This window comes from Pseudomonas sp. Sample_24 (assembly GCF_004307605.1).
Taxonomy (GTDB): Bacteria; Pseudomonadota; Gammaproteobacteria; order Pseudomonadales; family Pseudomonadaceae; genus Aquipseudomonas.
In genome coordinates, this window is sequence record NZ_RCNW01000002.1 from 18,014 (window position 1) to 36,576 (window position 18,563).

Below are 18,563 nucleotides of genomic sequence, written 5' to 3' on the forward strand. Positions count from 1 at the left end.
CATCTGGGCTGAGTAAGCGCCGAGATGGCACGTCCCGTCACTGGCAGTGAGTTCAACATTGACGGCGGACTGCTGGTCCGGTCGGCCGTGACACCATTGGTTGTGGAAGACACTTCGAAGGCCACAGAACAGGAAAGCCTGCCGCGTTCTGGGGGGAACTTCCTCTAGCCAAAGGGGGGAGGTCCCACGCACACCAGTCTCCGAAGCCTGCTTTTTGGGACGGTTGCAATTAAAAGCACAGAATTGTCTGAATTCTCATATTGACATATCGATAAATCTCGATATCCTCGGATTTATGGAATTGATCGAAATATTCAAAGCCCTCTCAAACCCTACGCGTCTTGAAATCTTGAAAGGTTTGAAAGATCCCGTAAAGAACTTCCCTCCACAGGATGAAGGTGACGTTCTCACGGTCGGAGTGTGCGTCAGCAGTATTCAAGAAGGCATCGGGCTGTCGCAGTCAACGGTGTCCGGTTACCTTGCCACGTTGCAGCGTGTGGGCCTGGTCGAAGTCAGGCGAATAGGTCAGTGGACCTATTACAAACGAAATGAAGCAACCATCAATGCGCTTGCCGAGATCATAGGGAAAGATCTGTAATTTTTTTACCGTAACATATCGAGATATCTCGATATCCCATTTTGTCGATACGAGGATTCATTATGAAAGCGATGATACTTAAAGCATTTGGCGGTCCTGAAGCGTTTGAACTCTGCGAGGTGCCCAAGCCTGTGCCGCGCGCGGGGCAAGTCCTGGTGCGGGTACACGCAACCTCCATCAATCCGTTGGATTACCAGGTTCGACGTGGCGACTATCCCGACCTGGTGCAACTGCCGGCCATTACCGGGCACGACGTATCTGGCGTTGTCGAAGACGTTGGGCCGGGCGTGACGACCTTCGTTCCAGGAGACGAAGTCTGGTACACCCCGCAGATATTTGATGGGGCAGGCAGCTATGCCGAGTACCACGTCGCCGCCGAAAGCATTGTCGCGAAGAAACCATCCACGCTGAGCCATCTTGAGGCCGCAAGCCTGACCTTGGTTGGCGGGACGGTGTGGGAAGCGCTGGTCGTGCGTGCGGCGCTCAGAGTCGGTGAAAGCATTCTTGTACACGGCGGCGCCGGAGGCGTCGGTCATATCGCGATCCAGCTGGCGAAAGCCATGGGAGCAAGAGTGTTCACAACCGTACGCGCAGCAAACGCTGAGTTCGCCCGCAGCTTGGGTGCCGATGTGATCATCGACTACGAAAAAGAAGATTATGTTGACGCCGTCATGCGGGAAACAGGCGGCCACGGCGTTGATGTTGTTTTCGACACCATCGGCGGCAACACATTGTCCCGCAGCCCCGACGTGCTCGCTCAACTTGGCCGTGTCGTCTCGATCGTGGACATAGCACAGCCACAAAATCTCGTTCAGGCGTGGGGCAAGAATGCGAGTTATCACTTCGTTTTTACCCGGCAAAACCGCGGCAAGCTGGATGAGTTGAGCGCATTGATTGCGCGCGGCCAGCTGCGGCCACACGTTGGCGCTGTCTATTCGCTTGCGGACATTGCGCTCGCCCATGCTCGGCTGGAAAGTCCGAACAACGGTATTCGAGGAAAAATTGCGATTGCAGTCGAGCCATCGCTTATCGCGTAAACGCATGTTTTTTAATCGTTCAAGTCAATTGAGAGGAACACCATGATCTATGAGATCGCTCTGCTCCCCGTTCACAAGGAACGCATTGAAATGTTCCGACGTGCATTTGCCGACGTCGCACCTTTGCTCCGCCGCGCCAAAGGTTACGGCGGCCACTTGCTCGCGCAGGGAATCGAAAGCCCTGAGCGGTTCAACCTGATCGTGAGATGGCAATCACTTGAAGATCACACGCCGGGCTTCGAAGCGAGCGAAGACCATCGGCTGTTCATGATGGGCTTGGAGGAATATTTTTCGGCAGAACCGACGGTCTACCACATTGAGGGGGCAGCCTTTACGACTGACGAACATGACGGTTTAGACCATTCCGTTGGCATGGCTGCTGCCAGCGCATCAAGAGGCTTGTGGACTTGAAGCCAGTGTCGCTTTCTCAAACTGCTTAGCGGTAATGCTGTTCACTTAAGGACGAACACCCGTGGCGAGGGAGCTTGTCGGATCGCCGCACCGTCCCGCCGGGGCGCGAAGCGGCCCTAAAAGGGACTGCTGCGCAGCCCAGCGGGAGCGAGCTCCCTCGCCACAGGATGCTAATGTTCGCTTAAGTGAACAGCATTACGACCCTCGGCGGGGGCAATTGAAGATAAGGGCTTAGTGAGCCATCACCTCGTCCAGCGCCTGCTCAAGGGTGCTGATCGTGCGATCGATATTGTGCAGCTTTTCGAGGCCGAACAGACCGATGCGGAAGGTCTGGAAGTCGGCCGGCTCGTCGCATTGCAACGGCACGCCGGCGGCAATCTGCAGACCGTGGGCGGCAAATTTCTTGCCGCTCTTGATGTCGGCATCTTCGGTGTAACTCACCACGACACCAGGGGCCTGAAAACCGGCTGCGGCCACGCTCTTGATGCCTTTGCCAGTCAACATGGCGCGCACCCGATCACCCAGCGCCTGTTGTTCGTCGCGGACTTTGTCGAATCCGTAGGCTTGCATCTCTTTCATCACTTCGTTGAACCGCGCCAGGGAATCGCTGGGCATGGTTGCATGGTAGGCATGTCCGCCTTGTTCGTAAGCCTGCATGATCTGCAGCCACTTTTTCAGGTCGCAGGCGAAGCTGCTGCTCTGCGTCTGCTCGATGCGCTCGAGGGCCAGAGAACTGAGCATCACCAGCGCGCAGCAAGGGGAGGCGCTCCAGCCTTTCTGCGGAGCGCTGATCAGCAAGTCGACTGCGCATTTGTGCATATCCACCCAAATCGTGCCTGAGGCGATGCAGTCGAGCACCAACAGGCCACCTACCGCATGCACGGCGTCGCCAACGGCGCGAATGTATTCGTCGGGCAGGATAATCCCGGATGAGGTTTCAACGTGGGGGGCGAAGACCACCTGTGGCTTCTGCGCCGCGATGGCCGCCAGCACTTCGTCCAGAGGGGGCGGGGCGTAGGCTGCCTGGCGACCCGTCTCGACCGGTCGGGCTTTAAGCACCGTGGTGGCCGCCGGAATGTTGCCCATCTCGAGGATCTGGCTCCAGCGATAACTGAACCAACCGTTGCGTATCACCAGGCATGGCTGGCCGCTGGCAAACTGTCGCGCCACCGCTTCCATGCCGAATGTGCCGCTACCCGGGACCACCGCAACCGCCTCGGCGTTGTAGACCTGTTTCAGGGTCGTGGAGATGTTCTTCATCACGCCTTGAAACGACTGCGACATGTGATTGAGCGAGCGGTCGGTGTAGACCACTGAGTACTCGACCAGCCCTTCGGGATCGATACTGGGATATAGCTTTGACATGGAGTGACTCCTTTGGCAGAGATATCAGTGGTATCGACCCTGCCCTAAGCCTTGGCAAATGACAAGATTGCTCGGGATCCAATGGCGACTTCTGTCGGGCGGTTGGCAATATCAGGTTGATTACAGGATCTGGCAGTGCTCGCAGGTGGCTGCTGGTCGGAGGAGGGTGGGCATTGAAGATTCCTGCCCCCCTTCGTTCGGTCGATAACGACTCGTTACTTATAGTGCAGCTATAGGTACCTGTTTGCTGATGGCCACTGCAAATTCTTCGGCAGTTGGGCTTTCCGGCCACTGCGCTACGCCTTCCGGCAGCGAAATCCACGGCTGCTTACGCTTGACCCAAATGTGCGCCAAGGGCGTCAAACGGTCTGCGCCGTGGAGTACGCCGGCACGCAGGACACGCATGCCCGGGGCGGCGTCAGTCTCATTGAACAGGCGGGTGAAACACGTACTGCAGGCGTACTGCGTAGAGGTATGTCCTTGTGCAGTATGGATGTACGTCGTGGTGCTTCCCGAGATCTCAATAGCCTGAGCGGCACAGAGCATATGCAAGGCAAAAGCACTGCCGCTCCAGCGCTGGCAGTCAAGGCAATGGCATGCGTACAACGGTGCAAGTGCTTCAATCTGCAGTTGAAGATGGACTTGTCCGCATCGGCATTGACCAGTGAAACCCATGGTATTGCTCCTTATACTGCTGCGTTACGAAAGAGACGTGCATCATCCACGTTCCTCAAACCCGGCAGAAGACAATAAACGGAGCAACCGTTGGTACGAAATAGATGAGCGGCCTTGAATGGGAAAGTCAGCGAGTGTTCCTGGCAGTGTTGCGCAGTGGCAGCCTGTCAGGCGCCTCCAGATTGCTGGGCATTGCGCAGGCAACGGCTCGTCGACGCCTGGAAAGCCTTGAAACGGGTCTGGGGGTGAAGCTGTTCACCCGAACCTGCGCTGGCCTGGTGCCTACTGCATCGGCACGTGGGCTTGTTCACCATGTCGAATCCATGGCGATGGCTGCCGAGGCGTTCAATCGCATGGCCAGTGCTGAAACGGACGTATCGTGCGGCACTGTCAGGCTCACCAGCAGCGCCTTTTTGGGCGTTGAGGTACTCCCCGGATTACTGCGCGAGTTTCATTACAAGCACTCAACGTTGAAGCTTGAAATCAGCATCAACGATTCGCTGGAGAACATTGCCCGTCAGGAGTCAGACATCGCTGTGCGGCTCGTGCGGCCCAGAGAAGCCGAAGTCGTCGTGCGACGTGCAGGGGCTCTGCGAGTCGGCCTCTACGCAAGTGCCCAATGCCTTGAACGCTATGGCGAACCTGCAAGTCTCGAGGCCCTGCGTCGTGCGCCGCTGATTGGCCCCGACCGACGCTCCACCGACAGGCGTCGGCTGATCGAGGCGGGACTGTGTGAGGACCAGCCATTTTCTATTGCCACCGATAACCACCTGGCTCAACTCGCTGCGCTGAGAAACGGCCTTGGGTTTGGCTTATGTCCAGCCACCGTCGCAGCGACCTATGGACTGATCCGGGTTTTGCCTGACAGCTTCGGCTTCGACGTTGATGTTTGGATTGCCATGCACAATGACCTGCGCAACGTCGGGCGCATTGCCAAAACATTTGAAGCCCTGAGTGAGGCGCTGTCGCTTTACCTGGACGAAAGCGCTTAGCCGAGAACGGCCAGGAGATGCCATTCGAAGCGGGCGGCTTTCGGCCAAAACCGGTCACTCACAAAATAGACTCTCTCGGTGGACCACCTCACAGTGTTGCGCATCGTAGCGGCGATCCGGCTTACTATCGAACGCAGAAAGACAAACGAGGACATATCGATTGAACGCCGTAAGCGAATATGAAGATTGGCTAGTAAATGATCTGGCTCGCTCCGAAAAGGACGAATGGTGTTTGACAAATGCCAGAGAGGAGATCGTGACGAGGCTGAAACCGGACGAAGCTTATGCTGCACTCGTAAGCGCGCTTGAGCTCACGGTAAAGCAAGACAGTCCATTCTACTTTGCGAACTGTTGCTGGTTTGTCCTTGCTCTGGCTCGCAAAGCTGACACAACGCAGTTCCCTTCAGACGCATTTTCAATTATCCCCGCTCTCGAATCCAAAGCCAGGCTGCTGTGTGAACAGCATGCACTCGAAGGAGTGTTCACGTGGTTTCGTATTAACCCTTGGACAGCCTATTGAAGTTGAAACCATAGGACGTAATACGTCATGCTTTCCAAGCAAAAAAAAACACATCTGGCTTTGCTTGTTTTTTCTTTTCCCAAAGGGCCGCTTTGGGTCGATTAGCGACCTCCACGCATTGCGACGTGAGTTCTTGGCAACTGGGTCAATTCGGCGTCGGCGACAACAGGATCGAACTCAATGCGCTTGGTTTTTCGTTCAATGGTTGTCTTGATAGGCACCCAACGCAGAGCAATGGCGGCATCTGAAGAGGTAGGCGGTAGGGCCGTGGTCCTTGTCCAGTGCACTGAAGAACGTGTTCCATTGAGGTCCATCCTCCAGCCCCGTCGCGTCCTGTACGGCAGTCATTGCTTCTGCCCCTAATGCAAGCAGCTCGGCATGGCCTGCCTTGCCGATGAACTCGCCTGCGTCATTGCAATGGGTAAACCATCGTTCCTGCTGCCAGCCATTAAAACCGGGTGTGCGCTGGCTCAACTCGGCGACCTGCGCTTCATCAAGTTCTTCTTCAGCGTCCAGACCAATGCAGTCTTCATCGACAAAGGTTGCGCTGAGCCGTTGGTGGGCGCTCCCATCGGCAATGCACCAGGGACAGATGCAGGCTTCGTAATCTTCGACGGCGTATACCGGCCCCACATAGATGTAGCCGCGAGCCTGGTCGCAGCTGATGCAGGTGTTTGTGGAGGGATTTACCGAGCCGCTGGTAACAGGGTCTGGGTGGTAGGTGAACTGTGGCAGATTCATTGGAAGGTCCTTGATCCAAAGTCATGCCCTGAGCCGGAAGCGTTAGCGCACATCGCAGTATTCTTCCTTGAACTTGAGGGCAATTGGGTAACACCAGTCAGATTGCGAACTGTGGTGATGGTTCAAAATGCCTTTATCTACATCGATACATCACCCGTCCGAGTGTTGCTCCAGCCAGGACTTGAATTCGCCGGCCTGCTCAGGGGTGTTCAACGCACAAATCCAGGCGATTTCCTCAGGTGCGCTTTCAAAGTCAGATACTGAAAACACATGGATGGCGTGCTCGAAAGTCGAGCCAGTGAGCTTTTGCATGGCTGCCACACATAACGCAAAAACCTGTCTGCGATGCTGTTCGAAATTTTCCCGGGAGCTTGCGTCGGCCATGCTCCACAGCGTTTTCGACAGGTCCGCGAAGAAGTGTCCGCCAAAGGCTTCGTGGCTCCACTCGGCGGGAGACCACTTGAAGTACTGGCGGTCATCGGGGTTTTCAGCCTGCACACGTGCCAGGTGGTCTTTGGTATTAAAGGCCGGCGCCAGGCTTCGCGCATCGGCGTCTGAATACAACGCGAATCCGCAGACCTCGGCGTTCGGGAAGTCCTTGCGAAATTGTTCGATTGCCTTGAGGGACGCTTCCTGAATCTTTCGTTGAAGACGTTCGCTACTGAAGCTCAACATCGGGCTTCTCGCTGTACGGGTCATGAGTCGTCGCCAGGCTTGAGCACGATGAACGCATCGTTCTGGTAATAGTATTTAAACGCTATGAAGTAATCATCCAGTGTGGCTTGGACCCGTTGTTGGTTCGTGTTGGAAATAACATCCTCGATCATGGCCGTTTCCAACGTTTCCACCCAGCCTTCATTGAGTACCTGCGGTGGCAGGTGTTCGTTGGAGTCGGCAGGGAAATCCCGACTGTCCAGTGAGAACGCGCCGAGTGTGTCCAGCGTCCACCCGGTATTAGGCAAGTAGAACCAGGCATTGGGCATGTGCTCGATCTGCTGTAGAACTTCGCGGATGCTGTAAGTGTTCATAGGATCCTCATGACGGGTTGCTCAATGATGTGGTCCAGCGCCGGTGATGGGCGGGATTAGCCCACAACTTCTTTGATCAAGGCATCCATGGATGAAAAGGACAGCCCATCGGTGATGGATGGGCACCCCGAGTCCAGCAGATAAAAACGCTCTATCGCCGATCTGTCCACCAGTATCAGCCGGCCGCCTGAGTCATCACCGATCAACAGATATCCGGGGAAGTACTCTGCTGTTTCGTATGTCTGTTGACGCTCGGCTATTTCATCCGTCGAATAAATCTTCACGAGTTCTTCGATCATCGCGCCGTCGCAGGACGACCAGAATCCGGTTATCCATGAGCCCGGTTTGATGGATAGCTGTTGCACTGCCCGGGTGATTTTTTCGACCCCGGCAGGCGGATTTTTTTCTGTGTAACGCACGTTCATTCGGATGCACCAGATAAAGGATTTCTACAGCTGCCGGGGCAGGGCCTCACGCCGTGCCAACGAAAAAAATACCCGGCGCCTTGGCCTGACTGTCTTTTTTACGAAGGTAAAGATACGCAACCGCATCGGTCAGATAAAACAGATCAGTAAAGGGTGCCTGGAAATCATTTGAGTAAAACTGACAGAAAAATGCGTAGTCGACGGCAAGTTGCGGAGGCAGTTCAGCCCACTTCGGTGGCACTATGGCGACCAGAGAACAAAGCGGGATATCGTGCTCGGCCAGTACTTTTTCTCTGAGCATGACCGCGACTTGGGGAATACCCGGAACAGGACTGTGCAGCTCATGGTCGCAACCTGAGACCACTGCGGTATAGCCACTCACCTGCGAGCCCGATTTCGATATAGCGCCGTCGTAAGTGATGTTGTCCAGGAAGTACGCCGAAGGGCTGTAGGTGGAGAACACGTACAACAAGCCGTCCGAGGGCAGGCACTGAGCAGCGGTGCAGTCGAAGGCCTGACGGCAGTCGATGGTGGCGACCAGTGTCAGCGGGTCACCGTCGGGGTTGATCGGCCACTGTTCAATTCGCGCGACTTGCCCTCCCAGGGAAATGCCGCTGGTCGCTGCCGTATGCTCCTTCGAGAACTGCATTTCCAATACAGATGCCATGACTTCCCTGGTTGCCGAGTGGTTATCTTTAGCGCAACTGATGCATCGCCCCGGCTCAAGGCCGGTTGAGACATGGGCTGGCGGCGTCGCGGGTGAAACTGCGCTCTTGGGCCACGGCCGAGTCATAGCATTCGACGGTCATTTTTACGCCCCTGCTATAAACAGTTTGATTATGCCATCGGTGTAATTGATCGTCCGGTCCCTTTGGGGGCGAAGACTAAAATATATCGACAATGACCGTCCGCTTCTGGCCGATTTCTGCCTGTCGCGAAGGGCAGCAAACGGCCCAGAGTGTGTAAAAACGCAATGGCTGCGGTGCAGTAATCGGTAGCTCTTCACTGCACTGAAGACTTGTAGGGGCCTCAACCAAGCCAAATTGGTGTTACTGGTTTTGCTTGGGGTTTTAGCCCCCGGAGCACATGCCAGATGCACTATCAGGCCGCTAAAAAGGCCTCAGGCCTTCATCGCCGCCATCAAGGCATCGCTGCCCAACAGCCGCAACACGCGTTTGAGGTTATAGGCGAGCACATGCAGGCTCATCTCGGTACTCACTCGGCCTAGGGTTCTGATAAGGAAATGCGTGGCGCCCATCCAGGACTTCAATGTGCCGAAGGTTTGCTCAACCGTTTGGCGCCGGATGCGCATCATTTCTGGCGCTTGATCAAGGCGACTTTGCATCGCCTCGAGTACTGATTCATGCTCCCAGCGGCTAACTCGCCGCTCAGAACTGGGCGTGCACTGCTGCTTCAACGTGCAACTCTTACAGTGTGAGCTCCAGTAACGATGGAACTTCAGCCCTTTCTCAACGTGTGAAAAACGCCAGATCAAGCTTTGCCCAGCAGGGCATCGATACTCGTTCATTGATGCGTCATAGATGAAATCATCTTTGCCGAAACGGCCAGCCGCTGTCGCTCCCGAGGTCACCGTCTTGGGTACGAAAACGGTGACTCCAGCCTCATGGCACGCGAGAATTTCTTCACCCTTGAAATACCCTCTGTCTGCGACTGCCGACAGTTCTTCGACACCCATGGCCGCTCGGGCATGCATGGCCATAGAACTCAGTTGGTCTCGATCAACACCATCATTCGTTACTTCGTGCGCCACGATCAGGTGGTGCTTCGCATCGACCGCCGTTTGAACGTTGTAGCCGACCATTCCGGTTCCGCGCGTTTTCATTGATCGAGCATCAGGATCGGTTAGCGAGATCTGTTTATCCGGTGTTTGGTTTAGCTGTACCTCGATTTCCTTGAGCTCCTGCATCTTGGCTTTTAAGGCCGCGATCTTGTCATGGAGCCGTTCGGCTTTGACCTGGGCAACGGAAGGCTCGCGACGGTCTGCGGTATCGAGTGCTGTCAGATAGCGATTGATACTGGACTCAATTTCCTCCATTCGCCGCTTAAGCTTGGCGCTGGTGAAGTTCCGATCCCGATTGTTGACCGCCTTGAACTTGCTGCCGTCGATGGCAACGAGCGCTTCCGAGAACAATCCCAGTTGCTGGCACAGCACCACAAATTGACGGCAGACTCCCCGGATTGCCTTGCCATTGTCTTTGCGGAAATTGGCGATGGTTTTGAAGTCGGGCATCAAGCGACCAGTTAGCCACATCAATTCGATGTTGCGCTGGGCTTCTCGTTCCAGGCGCCGGCTTGATTGAATGCGGTTGAGGTAGCCGTAAATGTAGATTTTCAGCAGGATCTCAGGGTGGTAAGCAGGCCGACCAGTATCGGCTGGAATGACACCTTCAAAACCCAGCTTGGCTAGGTCAAGTTCGTCGACAAAGACGTCGACTACACGCACCGGATTGGTATCTCTGACGTAGTCGTCGAGGCTCTCGGGGAAGTAAGGTGCCTTGGCCTCGATGTTCACCTTGGATAAAGCGCTTCATGGGCGATCCCTGCGATGAAATCCTCAGAAATCATAGCAAGGGTTCACGAAGGCGTTTTTCACACTCTGGGCCAGAAGCGGACACTCGACACTCCAGCTAATGGTCTGAGAAAGTACCGATCACACCCGCCACAGTGCTCGCGAAGGATTTCATGCCATGGATTGCCCCCCCACACTTTACACCAGCCGCCTGATCCTCACGCCGCTTCAACTGACTGATGCGGCGGCGGTGCAGCAGTTGTTCCCCCAATGGGAGGTCGTCCGATATCTGGACAGCCGCGTCCCATGGCCATATCCGCAGGATGGCGGGCTGATTTACGTGCGCGATATGGCTCTACCCGCCATGGCCGCGGGACGAGAGTGGCACTGGATGATTCGCACGCTCGCTCAACCTGAGCGCAGCATCGGTAGCATCAGCCTGTATGACCAGCCTGGCAACCACAGAGGCTTCTGGCTCGCCCCGCAGTATCAGGGGAACGGCTACATGCGCGAAGCCTGCAAGGTCATCAACGCCTACTGGTTCGAAACATTATTGCGCCCGGTCATGCAGGTGCCCAAGGCCGTCGCCAACCACGCTTCGCGCAAGGTGTCCCAACATGAAGGCATGCGCATGATCGAGACACGGGAAGGACGTTTTGTCTCCGGGGCCATGCAGGTTGAAGTATGGGAGATGACGCGAAGCGAGTGGCTCGCCGCAAGGACTGAATCTTGACCTGGTTTTCTGTCAATGCGAGCTACAGGCCCCTATGGGCCCAGACTGTGTAAAAACTCTCACGGGGGCTCGACTGGTTAAAAACGACCAAAAAATTGCGAGCCTATGTAAATTTCAGGTCTGTTGACCCCACGCGCTTTTCTAGATTGACATAGGAGCGCGCACTTCGATTTTTGGTCGGCGTTTTTACACACTCTGGGCCAAAAGCGGCCCTTGGACAACCTGATGGCGAAACAGTAGCTTATGCAGCGAGACTGACAAGAAACACTCGGCAGCGGGACTCACTTCCCATACCGTGTTTCACTTGAAGGATGTTAAGAAATGGGACCGAAAACCGAAGAACTGATCTGCGTTCTTGATCAGCTTGCAGCAATGCTTGAGAGCGATGGAGATACTCACTGGAGCCTGTGGATGCGTAAGGCAAGAGCACGCTTAATGGATTCTGATTACTCCGGAATTGAGTACCTACAGTCAGCCTATGGCGGAATGGGCTCATTCAATGATCTCATTCTTGGTCAAAGCCATGACAATGGCGTCCTTTGCTGGAAGCCGGGCCATGTTGAGCTAAACGAAAAATTCGATGAATTACGCAATGAAGCCGCGAAGCTCTCCGATTTCATAAAGCGAAATACATAGAGGGGCGCGGTTATCAAACTACGTTATTCAAAGGGGTCAGGCCGGCCACCGGCGCATCTCACTTTGATCAGCTCCGTAGACTCAGTAACGGGCAATCTGGTGTTTGCCTACACGGAAGTCGGGGAGCACAGAGTGCATTACACATCACATGCCGAGCTGTTGTGCATGCTCAACATCCTTTTGCGTCAGCGCGTGCCCATTGCTGTCGGAGGCATGCTCCCGGGACCTGCCGACGAAGTCGACATGTTAATAGCGAACGAAGTACTTGAAGGCCCCTACATAGAACTGTCCTGGTCCGGTCCCCAGCAATGGACTCTGCGCGAAATCGACTCCACCACTGCTGAATGGCAGCCAGTACCTGATGCTCAAAGTATGGCGAATGTGTCATTCGATCCGAAGTCCCTGAAACGCTCTGGCTGAATTGGCTAAGAAATTAATACAAGTTCGGGCAGTTCTTCGCTTCTGGCCGCAATCGCCTGCGGTCGCGACAGACAGCATTGGGTCGGTTGTTGCCCTTTGCGACATGCAGCAATCGGCCCAGGCTGTGTAAAAACGTGCACTGAGATCGACCCGAGAAAAAATCGACCTCCTGTAATCGCGTATACGCCACGATCGCCTATTAGTTAAGGGGTCAAACACCCCTAAAACTTCCAGAACTTACGTTTTTACACAGCCTGGGCCAAAAGCGGACGGTCAAGCGCCTCTTTGAAGCAGGATAAGAGATGTAGCACCGTGAGAAAATCAGTTGCTGCCCTTCTTGAGTTGCCGTTGCCTCTGCAGCTCTCTCTTCAACCAGGTGCTGGCCGGTTCCACGACTTCTGAACATCGCACCTCATAGGCGCGGCCACTCATACTGCTTTTAGTGGCAGCAAGCTCGATGAAGTCTTCTGCGCTGTGCACCTTGTTCTTGTCTTCGAGATAATCCAGCTTCTTCTGCAGATGCGCCCGAGCCCGGGAACCTGGGTATTGGTTTCCATTGCGCACAAACTGACACTCACTGTGTTCGACAAAGTCCAGCAAGCCTTTTATCTCTTGATTGACTTGAGGTGTGCGCAGAACTTGCCCTTCAGTGACGATGGCGAAAAGGCTGATACCCGCGGCCATTATCAAGCGGCTGATCAGCAGAGCCGTGCGCCTCATCCACATCTGCATGATTAACTCCAGTGCTCAACGTTGGCTATAACATCTTCTCCAGCCCAATCGTGCTGCTCAGCCACGAATTGAAGCGTCGCCACCAACTCCCTGGCTCCGTGGTCAATGTATGCGGTTTGCCGTTGTCCTCGGTAACCCAGACCAACTGGTTCTTTTCCAGCAGGACATGATAGCTGAGGGGAGGTGACATACCTTCCAGGGCCAGTTCGCGCACCCGTCCGGCAAGTTGCGGATTATCCACCAACACCCCGACTTCGGTGTTCCACAGTATTGAGCGCGAGTCAAAATTGAACGAGCCGATGAACGCTTTCTGCTGGTCGAAAATCATCGCCTTGGTATGCAGGCTGGAGTCGGAACTATTGGAGGATCCGCTGTGGAACAGGCGCGGTCCGCTGTCGCTGTTGCCATTGTCGCCGGACTGGCGGCGCAATTCGAACAACTGCACACCATGCTTGAGCAAGGTTTTGCGATAAGGCGCGTAACCACCGTGTGCAGCGGGTACATCGGTGGCTTCCAGTGAGTTGGTCAGCAAGCTGATCGACACGCCGGCGTCGGCACGACTGGTCAAGTACACCACGCCGGGTTGGCCAGGCACCATGTAGGCTGAAACCATGATCAGTTCCTTGGTGACCCCGTTCAGCTCGGGTGCCAACTGAGTAGTCAAAAGCAAGTACGGGGGTGGTTCGCCTTCCGACAAGACCTTACTCGGTGCATCCCACATCGCAATGTTCCAGGCCCAGATCAGTTCCCCGCGCCAGACATGCAGGCGAGGATGAGTGGTGTAGCTCATCAATTGTTGGTAGAGCGCGTGATTCTGGATGCGCGTTTCTTCCAGGGATTCGTCCAGCCGGGTCCGCGTATTCTTCAGGTCCTTGGTTGTCGGCATGGTCCAGAGGAACTGCTCGATCGGCTTGCTCAGGGCACTGTTCCAGTACTGGTCAAAACTATGTCCCAGTTGTTCTGCAACCGGTCCGACACTGAGCATGTCGATGTCGGTGAAATTCTTGTTGGGTTCGGCATCGAAATACTCGTCCCCCAGGTTGCGCCCCCCGACGATGGCCACGCTGTTGTCCACCACCCACAATTTGTTGTGCATGCGCCGGTGTTGTTGCGACAGGTTGAACAGCCGGCCCATTGTTCGCGTCACGACGGTGCTGCGGCCCAGGTGCAGCGGATTGAATACCCGGATCTGAATCTTGGGGTGCGCAGCCAGCGACGCGATAATTCGGTCCAGGTCATCGCTGGTGGTGTCATCGAGCAGTATCCGCACGCGGACTCCGCGGTCGGCGGCGTCGAGCAGTTCGCTCACCAGTATCCGCGTACTGATACCGTCGTGAACGATGTAGTACTGCAAGTCGAGGCTGCGTTGAGCGTTGCGAATCAGTTCGGCGCGGGCGTTGAACGCTTCAGCGCTATCGGATAGCAAGCGAAAGCCCGACTGGCCTTGATGCGGGGCTGCCTGGGCCTGGATAGACCGCCCGAATGGCGAGTCGCTTGCAGGCAAGGCTTGACTGGGTATGTGAGGGGCGTTGGGGGTCGTACAGCCACCAAACAGCAAGGTGAGCAACAGCAGAGCAAGCAGGGGCTGTTTGATTCCCACGGAGCGTACTCCGAGTAATGCGATCAGGGATGCCGGGTCCCGAAGAATGGCCTGTTGGTTCCACCAGCACTGCGGTGGTTTCGACCTTGCGCACTGTTTCTTCGATCTGCGGATTTGTTTTTGGAGAGTAGTTCATCCCGGTGGCAATTGCGGTGTTTGCATGACGCGCAAAAGAGGGTGTCGCCAGCAATCGACAAGAAAAAAATCAACTGCCAAAGCTTATGAAAATGACACAGCGACGCATTTTCATGGCAGCGCAGACACAGGTGTCCAGCGCGCAGGTTTAGTCAGGGAGAGCTGGTGAACCGCGAGAGAATCAGGTGCTAACTAAATTGCGAGTTTCTGCGCAACTGCGCCGGACTCACACCCAGGCGTTGCCTGAACAGGGTCGCCATGTGCGCCTGGGAGTTGAAACCGCAACGGTAGGCGATTTCCGTCAGCGTGGCGGTCGAGTCGCGCATCAGGGCGCGGGCTTTGGCGAGACGTCGGTCGATCAGGTAACTGTGCGGGCTCTTGCCGGTGGCACGTTTGAATGCCCGCATGAAGTAGCCTTCGGACAAGCCCAGCAATTGCGCCATTGCCTGAACTCCCAGCGGGCCATCGAGGCCAGCGTCAATGAACTCATCGAGCAAACGCAGGCGATTGCCGGTTATCGCGTCAGCGCTCGGGGTTGCGCATGCGGTGTTAGCCGTCGTCCTTTGCGCCAAGGCGAGCGCCCAGGCCTCCCAGTCATCCTCCACGGATGCCCGCAACAAGGCGCTGCGCAGTCGCAGGGCGAGGTTCGTGGCTTGCGGGTCGATGCGGTTGTTGAAGGCACGGTCGCCCGCCAGCGCGATACCGTCAGTGCGCAGCACTCGCAGGTACTCGCCGCCCCTTGGGGATTCGGATAAAACGTCACACCCGGCAGGTACAAACGCCAGGCCGTTAGGCACGGCATTGAAGGGCAGTACCCGGTCGCTGCCGATTGCGTGCACGCCTCGCTGGCTGTCGTAGGCAAAGCCAATCGCCGATTGAGGCGCGACATAGCGGGTCGCGTAGGCGCAGCCGGGGAGCAATTCGATCAGCCACGGCCCGACTTCGACACGGCGGACCGGTTCAGGCGGTGGGGGTGACGGTTGGCGGTTTCGATGGCTCATGAAAACCATACTAAATCAACCGCGGGTAGAAAAGTCAGGTCAGTTTTCTGAAAGCCGGTAGAGGGCGGCGTATCTACACTGGGCAAAACCTCAGGGGAGCAACTCATGCACAGACTGACTCGCGACGACATCGAACAAGCGGCCCAACGTGTTTATCAGGTCATGCCTGCCACTGCCCAATACCCTTGGCCCTTGCTGGCGCAACGGTTGGGTTGCACGGTGTGGGTCAAGCATGAAAACCACACGCCGACCGGTGCGTTCAAGGTGCGCGGTGGCATTACCTTCATGCATTGGCTTAAACGCGAGCATCCCGATGTGCAGGGCATCGTCAGCGCCACCCGAGGCAATCATGGACAAAGCCTGGCACTGGCGGCAGGTGCGGTGGGATTGCGCGCCTTGATCGTCGTGCCGCAAGGCAATTCCCTGGAAAAGAACAACGCCATGCGCGGCTTCGGCGGCGAAGTGGTGGAGTATGGCCGCGATTTCGATGAAGCCCGTGAAGAGGCTGCACGCCTGGCGCAAGCCCAAGGCCTGTACCTGGTGCCGCCGTTCCATCCTGAGCTGGTCAAAGGCGTGGCCACCTATGCGCTGGAGCTGTTCAAGGCTGCGCCGGACCTGGATAGCGTCTACGTGCCGATCGGCTGTGGTTCGGGGATTTGCGCAGTGATCGCCGCCCGTGATGCGCTGGGTTTGAAGACTGAAGTGGTGGGCGTGGTGTCCAGCGAAGCTGCCGCCGCGAAGTTATCGTTCGACACGGGAGCACTATGCGAAACCGCCTCGGCCGATACCTTTGCCGACGGCCTGGCGGTGCGCAAACCCATTGCTGAAGCCTTTGCTGTGTACGCCCACGGTGCGGCGCGAATCGTATCGGTCAATGATCAGCAGATTGCCGAGGCCATGCGGGTGTATTACACCGACACCCACAACCTCGCCGAAGGGGCGGGCGCAGCGGCCCTGGCGGCGCTCATGCAGGAGCGTGAAGCGATGCAGGGAAAACGGGTTGGCGTGATTCTGTCCGGCGCCAACGTCGACCAATCGGTGTTTGCGAACGTGATTGGGTAAAGCAGTGCCTGGGCAAGTGTATCGCTGTGTATCCGCAGCCCTTGTTCGGAGACTGGCTTACAAATGCCCTGCAAGCCGATACATCCTGGATACACGGTTGCAGTCAAATAGCCCTGCCTTAGCGAGAAAGCAGATGCGCCTCGCACCACGGCTTATCGCCCTTAGTGGCAATGACCTTAGCGGCCTGGCCGCACACAGTATCCGGAGAATCACCATGTCCCGTATGTCGAACAAATCCCGTATTGGCCTGATCGCTGTTGCACTGGCCGGCAGCATGAACCTGGCATCGACCGCATTCGCTGCAGACGCTCTGCCTCAGGGCTATCAGCTGGCCTCGGCGGAAAAAACCAGTGAAGGCAAATGTGGTGAAGGCAAATGCGGTGCCGACGAAGCCGGCGCGAAAGCGACCAAGGCTGGCGAAGGCAAGTGCGGTGAAGGCAAATGCGGCGACGCTTCGTTCGCCCGTACCGACACCGATCACGATGGCCGCGTTTCGCTCAAGGAACTGCTGACCGTAGCCCCGCAAGGTGGTGAAGAATTCAAGGCGATGGACACCAACAACGACGGTTTCCTCTCCGAAGGCGAGGTCTACAAGTTCCGCACCAATCAATACACCTCCAACGGCAAGAAAGTACCGACCGAACTGTTCACCAAGATGAGCAAGGCCCAAGGCTGATCACTCGACACAGCTGTAAAAAAACCTCCCCGGGTTTGTGCCCGGGGAGGTTTTTTTATGTCTGGTGAAGTGCCAAGTCAGACGAACGCGCTTCGATAGGCAAACAGCCCGGGCAAGCCGCCAGTCATGACAAACAACAGGTTACTGCCCTGCGGGAATTCACCTCGGCGAATAGCGGCCAGCAGTCCGGCGAACGCCTTACCGCCGTAAACGGGATCGGTGAGCAAGCCTTCTTTGGACGCCAGCAGGCGCACAGCTTCAAGCATCGCTTCGGTGGGTGCGCCGTAGGCGTCGCCACGGTGGCTGCCGTCGACGTTGATGGCGCTTTCAACCAGCGCGGCGGCGGGATCGAGCAGGTGCAAGGTCTGCCGGGTTTTTTCAAGCGTCGTGGCCAGCGCTTGTTGTTCGTCTGCCAATACCGAGTAACCGGTAATCTGCGTTGCCGAGCGGGCGAGCGTCATGCCAGCCAGCAAGCCCGAGTGGGTTCCGGCACTGCCATTGGGCACGATGATCCGTTCGAACCGCAGGTCCAATGCGTCAGCCTGATGCAGGATCTCGGCTGCGCATGCGGCGTAACCCAGGGCGCCCCGGGGACTGGACCCGCCCAATGGCATGACAAAGGGCTTTTTCCCCAATTCCCTGAGCTTTGCCACCAACTCGGCGGCGTAGGCATCCGCGGTCACGCCCCGCGCCAGTCGGTGTACTTTCGCGCCAAACAGATCGTCCAGCAAGACATTGCCGTTGTGGCAGAAATCGTTATCGGTGCGCACGGCTGACGGCGTCAGAATCAGTTCGCATGCCAGGCCATGGCGTGCGGCGACCGCGGCGGTCAGCCGCGCATGATTGGATTGAAAACCACCCCAGGTCACCAGCGTATCGGCGTTTTCGGCCAGGGCTTGCCCCAGTAGAAACTCCAGTTTGCGCAACTTGTTGCCGCCACCGCCGAGGCCGGTGAGGTCATCGCGTTTGACGTAGACGTTGCACCCATTGAGTTCGGGCAACTGGCTCAGGCGGGTCAGTTTCTGGATCGGTGTCGGGCCTTCGAGCAAAGTCACCCGTGGGTAGGCAGCCAGCGCGGCATCAAGATGATTCAAGTCGTGGGGCATGGAGTTTCGCTCGTGGAGGGAAAGAACGCAGTGCATCGGCCACTGTAAAAAAGCCCGGGGGTGAAGATATAGGGTGGTTGCGGAATTACTGTTGATACACGGTGTAACTAACGGAGCGTATGTCCGCCTTATCTGTAGGA

The 18,563-nt window shown here is 56.5% G+C and carries 20 protein-coding genes and 1 pseudogene; 9 read left to right on the forward strand and 12 right to left on the reverse strand.

The features are described 5' to 3' along the window. The first annotated feature begins 295 nt into the window (after positions 1 to 295). The 3 genes from D8V06_RS00115 (at position 296) to D8V06_RS00125 (ending at position 2,046) form a co-directional block, all read left to right on the forward strand. The gene (locus D8V06_RS00115; protein WP_056856632.1) at positions 296 to 598 is read left to right on the forward strand and encodes a metalloregulator ArsR/SmtB family transcription factor; all 303 of its coding nucleotides are present in this window, start codon (positions 296 to 298) and stop codon (positions 596 to 598) included. Between the two features lie 62 nt (positions 599 to 660). Then, a complete protein-coding gene (locus D8V06_RS00120; protein WP_130930228.1) occupies positions 661 to 1,635 on the forward strand; it encodes a zinc-dependent alcohol dehydrogenase family protein in 975 nt (324 codons plus the stop codon). A gap of 42 nt (positions 1,636 to 1,677) precedes the next feature. Beyond that, positions 1,678 to 2,046: an antibiotic biosynthesis monooxygenase gene (locus D8V06_RS00125; RefSeq protein ID WP_130930229.1), complete on the forward strand. Its 369-nt coding sequence runs from the start codon at positions 1,678 to 1,680 to the stop codon at positions 2,044 to 2,046. A 231-nt stretch (positions 2,047 to 2,277) separates the two neighbouring features. Here D8V06_RS00125 and D8V06_RS00130 read toward each other — a convergent pair whose 3' ends face one another. Both D8V06_RS00130 and D8V06_RS00135 read right to left on the reverse strand, forming a co-directional pair. Continuing rightward, entirely contained in the window at positions 2,278 to 3,411 is a 1,134-nt protein-coding gene (locus D8V06_RS00130; protein ID WP_130930230.1) for an aminotransferase class V-fold PLP-dependent enzyme, read from the reverse strand. A gap of 219 nt (positions 3,412 to 3,630) precedes the next feature. Beyond that, complete coding sequence (locus tag D8V06_RS00135; RefSeq protein ID WP_130904556.1) at positions 3,631 to 4,086, reverse strand: GFA family protein; 456 nt, start codon at positions 4,084 to 4,086, stop codon at positions 3,631 to 3,633. 104 nt (positions 4,087 to 4,190) lie between these two features. On the opposite strand from D8V06_RS00135, the gene D8V06_RS00140 reads away from it, so the two are divergent. Then, positions 4,191 to 5,078 carry a LysR family transcriptional regulator gene (locus D8V06_RS00140; protein ID WP_130904555.1) on the forward strand — a complete coding sequence of 296 codons (888 nt, stop codon included), beginning with the start codon at positions 4,191 to 4,193 and terminating at the stop codon, positions 5,076 to 5,078. A 718-nt stretch (positions 5,079 to 5,796) separates the two neighbouring features. On the opposite strand, the gene D8V06_RS00145 is transcribed toward D8V06_RS00140, so the two are convergent. The 6 genes and pseudogenes from D8V06_RS00145 to D8V06_RS00170 form a co-directional block, all read right to left on the reverse strand. Continuing rightward, complete coding sequence (locus tag D8V06_RS00145) at positions 5,797 to 6,339, reverse strand: CbrC family protein (RefSeq protein ID WP_130904554.1); 543 nt, start codon at positions 6,337 to 6,339, stop codon at positions 5,797 to 5,799. Between the two features lie 150 nt (positions 6,340 to 6,489). Next, entirely contained in the window at positions 6,490 to 7,014 is a 525-nt protein-coding gene (locus D8V06_RS00150; protein WP_177434276.1) for a DUF4303 domain-containing protein, read from the reverse strand. 20 nt (positions 7,015 to 7,034) lie between these two features. After that, complete coding sequence (locus tag D8V06_RS00155; protein WP_130904552.1) at positions 7,035 to 7,367, reverse strand: hypothetical protein; 333 nt, start codon at positions 7,365 to 7,367, stop codon at positions 7,035 to 7,037. Positions 7,368 to 7,423: 56 nt separating this feature from the next. Beyond that, entirely contained in the window at positions 7,424 to 7,792 is a 369-nt protein-coding gene (locus D8V06_RS00160; protein WP_130904551.1) for a hypothetical protein, read from the reverse strand. A gap of 46 nt (positions 7,793 to 7,838) precedes the next feature. Next, on the reverse strand, positions 7,839 to 8,585 hold the full coding sequence (locus tag D8V06_RS00165) for a DUF1963 domain-containing protein (protein ID WP_130904550.1): 747 nt from the start codon (positions 8,583 to 8,585) through the stop codon (positions 7,839 to 7,841). A 327-nt stretch (positions 8,586 to 8,912) separates the two neighbouring features. Beyond that, positions 8,913 to 10,344, reverse strand: a pseudogene (locus D8V06_RS00170) (IS1182 family transposase). 156 nt (positions 10,345 to 10,500) lie between these two features. Here D8V06_RS00170 and D8V06_RS00175 point away from each other — a divergent pair. The 3 genes from D8V06_RS00175 (at position 10,501) to D8V06_RS30540 (ending at position 12,111) form a co-directional block, all read left to right on the forward strand. Continuing rightward, the gene (locus tag D8V06_RS00175; RefSeq protein WP_130907084.1) at positions 10,501 to 11,055 is read left to right on the forward strand and encodes a GNAT family N-acetyltransferase; all 555 of its coding nucleotides are present in this window, start codon (positions 10,501 to 10,503) and stop codon (positions 11,053 to 11,055) included. Positions 11,056 to 11,376: 321 nt separating this feature from the next. Next, positions 11,377 to 11,691, forward strand: a complete 315-nt coding sequence (locus D8V06_RS00180) for a hypothetical protein (protein WP_130904549.1) — start codon at positions 11,377 to 11,379, stop codon at positions 11,689 to 11,691. A gap of 132 nt (positions 11,692 to 11,823) precedes the next feature. Beyond that, positions 11,824 to 12,111 (forward strand): hypothetical protein, encoded by a 288-nt coding sequence (locus tag D8V06_RS30540; protein ID WP_241667746.1) that lies wholly within the window; start codon positions 11,824 to 11,826, stop codon positions 12,109 to 12,111. Positions 12,112 to 12,432: 321 nt separating this feature from the next. Here the strand turns inward: D8V06_RS30540 and D8V06_RS00190 are convergent, their stop codons facing one another. From D8V06_RS00190 to D8V06_RS00200, 3 genes are all read right to left on the reverse strand, one after another. Then, positions 12,433 to 12,843 (reverse strand): DUF5329 domain-containing protein, encoded by a 411-nt coding sequence (locus D8V06_RS00190; protein WP_130904548.1) that lies wholly within the window; start codon positions 12,841 to 12,843, stop codon positions 12,433 to 12,435. Between the two features lie 25 nt (positions 12,844 to 12,868). Continuing rightward, entirely contained in the window at positions 12,869 to 14,443 is a 1,575-nt protein-coding gene (locus tag D8V06_RS00195; RefSeq protein ID WP_130907081.1) for a phospholipase D family protein, read from the reverse strand. Between the two features lie 323 nt (positions 14,444 to 14,766). Next, positions 14,767 to 15,588, reverse strand: a complete 822-nt coding sequence (locus D8V06_RS00200; protein ID WP_130930231.1) for an AraC family transcriptional regulator — start codon at positions 15,586 to 15,588, stop codon at positions 14,767 to 14,769. Between the two features lie 96 nt (positions 15,589 to 15,684). On the opposite strand from D8V06_RS00200, the gene D8V06_RS00205 reads away from it, so the two are divergent. Further along, entirely contained in the window at positions 15,685 to 16,641 is a 957-nt protein-coding gene (locus tag D8V06_RS00205; protein WP_130930232.1) for a threonine dehydratase, read from the forward strand. Positions 16,642 to 16,855: 214 nt separating this feature from the next. Next, the gene (locus D8V06_RS00210; protein ID WP_130930233.1) at positions 16,856 to 17,317 is read left to right on the forward strand and encodes a hypothetical protein; all 462 of its coding nucleotides are present in this window, start codon (positions 16,856 to 16,858) and stop codon (positions 17,315 to 17,317) included. Positions 17,318 to 17,394: 77 nt separating this feature from the next. On the opposite strand, the gene D8V06_RS00215 is transcribed toward D8V06_RS00210, so the two are convergent. Beyond that, complete coding sequence (locus D8V06_RS00215) at positions 17,395 to 18,423, reverse strand: D-cysteine desulfhydrase family protein (protein WP_130930234.1); 1,029 nt, start codon at positions 18,421 to 18,423, stop codon at positions 17,395 to 17,397. Between the last annotated feature and the right edge of the window lie 140 nt (positions 18,424 to 18,563).

Bases quoted from the DNA above. Each gene is read 5' to 3' on its own strand.
- D8V06_RS00205 (WP_130930232.1), top strand. From the start codon at position 15,685: ATGCACAGACTGACTCGCGACGACATCGAACAAGCGGCCCAACGTGTT.
- D8V06_RS00180 (WP_130904549.1), top strand. From the start codon at position 11,377: ATGGGACCGAAAACCGAAGAACTGATCTGCGTTCTTGATCAGCTTGCA.
- D8V06_RS00135 (WP_130904556.1), bottom strand. From the start codon at position 4,086: ATGGGTTTCACTGGTCAATGCCGATGCGGACAAGTCCATCTTCAACTG.
- D8V06_RS00165 (WP_130904550.1), bottom strand. From the start codon at position 8,585: ATGACTCGGCCGTGGCCCAAGAGCGCAGTTTCACCCGCGACGCCGCCA.
- D8V06_RS00120 (WP_130930228.1), top strand. From the start codon at position 661: ATGAAAGCGATGATACTTAAAGCATTTGGCGGTCCTGAAGCGTTTGAA.
- D8V06_RS00115 (WP_056856632.1), top strand. From the start codon at position 296: ATGGAATTGATCGAAATATTCAAAGCCCTCTCAAACCCTACGCGTCTT.
- D8V06_RS00130 (WP_130930230.1), bottom strand. From the start codon at position 3,411: ATGTCAAAGCTATATCCCAGTATCGATCCCGAAGGGCTGGTCGAGTAC.
- D8V06_RS00200 (WP_130930231.1), bottom strand. From the start codon at position 15,588: ATGGTTTTCATGAGCCATCGAAACCGCCAACCGTCACCCCCACCGCCT.
- D8V06_RS00145 (WP_130904554.1), bottom strand. From the start codon at position 6,339: ATGAATCTGCCACAGTTCACCTACCACCCAGACCCTGTTACCAGCGGC.
- D8V06_RS00160 (WP_130904551.1), bottom strand. From the start codon at position 7,792: ATGAACGTGCGTTACACAGAAAAAAATCCGCCTGCCGGGGTCGAAAAA.
- D8V06_RS00210 (WP_130930233.1), top strand. From the start codon at position 16,856: ATGTCCCGTATGTCGAACAAATCCCGTATTGGCCTGATCGCTGTTGCA.
- D8V06_RS00155 (WP_130904552.1), bottom strand. From the start codon at position 7,367: ATGAACACTTACAGCATCCGCGAAGTTCTACAGCAGATCGAGCACATG.
- D8V06_RS00140 (WP_130904555.1), top strand. From the start codon at position 4,191: ATGAGCGGCCTTGAATGGGAAAGTCAGCGAGTGTTCCTGGCAGTGTTG.
- D8V06_RS00190 (WP_130904548.1), bottom strand. From the start codon at position 12,843: ATGCAGATGTGGATGAGGCGCACGGCTCTGCTGATCAGCCGCTTGATA.
- D8V06_RS00215 (WP_130930234.1), bottom strand. From the start codon at position 18,423: ATGCCCCACGACTTGAATCATCTTGATGCCGCGCTGGCTGCCTACCCA.
- D8V06_RS00150 (WP_177434276.1), bottom strand. From the start codon at position 7,014: ATGTTGAGCTTCAGTAGCGAACGTCTTCAACGAAAGATTCAGGAAGCG.
- D8V06_RS00175 (WP_130907084.1), top strand. From the start codon at position 10,501: ATGGATTGCCCCCCCACACTTTACACCAGCCGCCTGATCCTCACGCCG.
- D8V06_RS00125 (WP_130930229.1), top strand. From the start codon at position 1,678: ATGATCTATGAGATCGCTCTGCTCCCCGTTCACAAGGAACGCATTGAA.